Source organism: Photobacterium alginatilyticum (genome assembly GCF_009910675.1).
GTDB classification, from domain to species: Bacteria; Pseudomonadota; Gammaproteobacteria; order Enterobacterales; family Vibrionaceae; genus Photobacterium; species Photobacterium alginatilyticum.
Window position 1 is genome coordinate 1 of record NZ_RSEJ01000070.1, and the last position, 3397, is coordinate 3397.

3 protein-coding genes and 1 pseudogene are annotated in these 3397 nt (G+C 47.0%); all 4 read left to right on the forward strand.

The genetic code is table 11. The features are described 5' to 3' along the window. The coding region (gene frdD, locus EIZ48_RS27740) for a fumarate reductase subunit FrdD (protein ID WP_338046951.1) at positions 1 to 169 on the forward strand (169 nt) is incomplete at its 5' end. A gap of 79 nt (positions 170 to 248) precedes the next feature. Then, complete coding sequence (locus EIZ48_RS27745) at positions 249 to 1571, forward strand: anaerobic C4-dicarboxylate transporter (protein ID WP_160658579.1); 1323 nt, start codon at positions 249 to 251, stop codon at positions 1569 to 1571. A gap of 132 nt (positions 1572 to 1703) precedes the next feature. Then, positions 1704 to 3212, forward strand: coding sequence for a fumarate hydratase (locus EIZ48_RS27750; protein WP_160658581.1), 1509 nt, complete (start codon positions 1704 to 1706; stop codon positions 3210 to 3212). 45 nt (positions 3213 to 3257) lie between these two features. After that, positions 3258 to 3397, forward strand: a pseudogene (locus EIZ48_RS27755) (Na(+)-translocating NADH-quinone reductase subunit A); the annotation flags it as partial.

Sequence of the window (3397 nt, forward strand, 5' to 3'; positions counted from 1 at the left end):
ACTATTCACGATTGCGACACTGGCACTTCCAATGTGGCATGCAATGCACCGTCTGCACCACGGTATGCACGACCTGAAATTCCACACAGGCGTGGCGGGTAAAGTAGCGTGTTACGCTTCTGCCTTCCTGGTATCTGCACTGGCGGTTCTCTTTGTCTTCATGATCTAGTTACTAACAGGGTTACCAGCCTAAAGGTACTCCCGTTGTTTTATTAAACGACGAAATGCTTTCTATTTAAGGATTAAAAATGTTTTATGTTCATATGATGCTGCTGCTTGCCGTAATATTTATTGGCATTCGGCACGGAGGTATTGCTTTTGGCCTCCTCGGAGGGTTGGGTGTATCTGTTTTAGCCTTTGTTTTTGGTGTAGCTCCGGGCTCGCCACCTATCAGCGTGATGTTGATTATTTTGGCCGTCGTTGCAGCTTCCGCTACGTTGGAAGCGACAGGAGGCCTAAAGCTATTGGTAAAATATGCAGAGACATTGCTGCGTAAACACCCGAATAAAATTGTGTTCCTTGGTCCGCTTAGTACCTATTCATTAACCGTTCTTGTTGGTACGGGTCACTCTGTTTATCCTCTTCTTCCCGTCATTTACGATGTCGCTTATAAAAAAGGAATTCGTCCTGAACGCCCGATGGCGATGGCGTCAGTTGCATCGCAGATGGGTATTACAGCCAGTCCAATTGCAGCTGCCGCTGCGGTCGTTATGGCCACTGCAGTTGATAATAACCTTGATATAGGTTTGCTCGATGTACTGATGGTGACAATCCCTGCCACCTTGGTTGGCCTGTTAGCTGCCTGTACCTGGAGCCTGAAACGAGGTAAGGATCTCGATAAAGATCCGGAGTTCAAAGCGCGTTGTCAGGATGAAGAATTCCGCAAAGAGTTACTCGATACCAGTGCTGAAAATCAAGAAGGTTCAATTGAAGATAAGAAGGCAAAAACAGGATTAACCGTCTTCATCTTGGGTATTGTGTCGGTTATTTTTGTTGCGATGTTTGGCAAAGATCTCGGTTTGCTTCCCGATGGCGTGAAAATGTCTGTAGCCATACAGTTCTTAATGCTTTCGGTTGGCGCGATAATCTTGTTAACAACGAAAGTTCAGCCAAAGAAAATTGTAAACAGTAATGTGTTTATTGCCGGTATGACTGCCGTGGTTATTATTTTTGGTATTGCATGGATGAGCGACACGATTATTAGCTATCACAAACCTTACTTAATCGGGATGGTGAGTGACATAGTTAATGTTCATCCGTGGACATTTGCCATAGCAATGTTTGTTGTTTCGGTTTTTTTGAAAAGCCAGGCTGCGGTACTGACTATTATGCTGCCTTTAGGCTTTTCTCTCGGGATCCCCTCTGAAGTCATCATTGGTGTATTACCTGCGTGTTATGCGTACTTCTTCTTCCCATTTTATCCAAGTGATCTTGCGGCCATCACCTTTGACCGTTCAGGTACAACTCGAATAGGTAAGTATGTGTTAAATCATAGCTTTATTATCCCAGGCTTTATCGGGGTAACGACGGCTACGGTTGTCGGTTACTTCCTGTCAATGGCAATTAATTAATTATCGATAAACCTATGCCGAGGGAATACAGGTATAGGTTTTCTTTTACAGGCACAAATGATGTTAGCAACACCCAGCATGAGAAACCATGAGTAGGGTGTCATCGAATAATAAGAAATAACGAGGGCAATGATGACTGTTATCAGTAAACAAGATGTGATCGACAGTATAGCGGATGCGCTACAGTACATTTCATATTACCACCCGCTGGATTTTGTACAGGCGTTGGAAAAGGCCTATAACAGGGAGCAGAGCCAAGCGGCGAAAGATGCCATTGCGCAGATCCTGATCAATTCTCGTATGTCGGCAGAAGGACGCCGCCCAATCTGCCAGGATACCGGTATTGTGACTTGCTTTGTGAACATTGGGATGAACGTACAGTGGGACAGTGATCTTACGGTTCAAGAAATGGTTGATGAAGGTGTTCGCCGGGCCTATACGAATCCAGACAATCCCCTACGAGCTTCTGTTGTTGCCGATCCAGCCGGTGCACGTAGCAACACCAAGGATAATGCCCCTGCCGTTATCCACATCAATATGGTTCCGGGCGACAAAGTCGAGATCCAGGTTGCCGCGAAGGGCGGTGGTTCAGAGAACAAAACCAAGATGGTGATGCTGAACCCGTCTGATGATATTGCTGAGTGGGTCGAAAAAACCGTTCCGCTAATGGGGGCGGGATGGTGTCCGCCGGGCATGCTGGGTATCGGTATTGGTGGAACGGCCGAAAAAGCGGCAGTACTGGCGAAAGAATCGTTGATGGAATCTATTGATATTCATGAGCTTCAAGAACGTGGTGCGCAAAACTCAGAAGAAGAATTACGTTTAGATATTTATAACCGTGTTAACAAACTCGGTATCGGTGCGCAGGGGCTTGGCGGCTTGACAACGGTTGTTGATGTCAAAGTCAAAACAGCGCCAACCCACGCGGCCTCCAAGCCAGTATGTATGATTCCGAACTGTGCAGCTACCCGCCACATTCACTTCACATTAGATGGTACAGGCCCTGCTGAGTTAACCCCTCCTAAGTTAGAAGACTGGCCGGAAGTGACGTGGGAAGTGAGCGATAATACTCGCCGTGTCAACGTGGATGAAATCACCAAGGATGATGTTCAGGATTGGAAGTCAGGTGAGACGGTCTTACTGTCTGGAAAAATATTGACGGGTCGTGATGCGGCACACAAACGTATTCAAGATATGTTGGCAAGAGGGGAGGATTTCCCTGTTGATTTCAACAACCGCTTTATCTACTTCGTTGGTCCTGTCGATGCTGTTGGTGATGAAGTGGTAGGCCCCGCGGGCCCGACAACGTCAACGCGCATGGATAAGTTTACTGAGATGATGCTTGGTCAGGCAGGCCTTACAGGCATGATTGGCAAAGCGGAACGTGGGCCAATGGCGATAGAGTCAATCAAAAAGCACAAAGCAGTCTATTTGATGGCTGTGGGCGGCGCGGCTTATCTTGTCGCCAAGGCTATCAAGAAAGCTCGAGTGGTCGCGTTTGAGGACTTGGGCATGGAAGCAATCTACGAGTTCGAGGTTGAAGATATGCCAGTAACGGTAGCGGTTGACGCAGAAGGTGTTAATGCTCACCAAACCGGACCAGAGACCTGGAAAATCAACATTGCCGAAATGGATGCATAAGCCTTACTAGGTTTCATGAATGGGTTTCATGTGGTGAAAGTGCGTATGATTACAATAAAAAAGGGTCTGGATATCCCAATTTCAGGGACTCCTGCCCAGGCGATACATGATGGTAAGACCATCACACGAGTCGCCTTGCTTGGCGAAGAATATGTTGGTATGCGTCCTACAATGCATACCCGCGT

Bases quoted from the DNA above. Each gene is read 5' to 3' on its own strand.
- EIZ48_RS27745 (WP_160658579.1), top strand. From the start codon at position 249: ATGTTTTATGTTCATATGATGCTGCTGCTTGCCGTAATATTTATTGGC.
- EIZ48_RS27750 (WP_160658581.1), top strand. From the start codon at position 1,704: ATGACTGTTATCAGTAAACAAGATGTGATCGACAGTATAGCGGATGCG.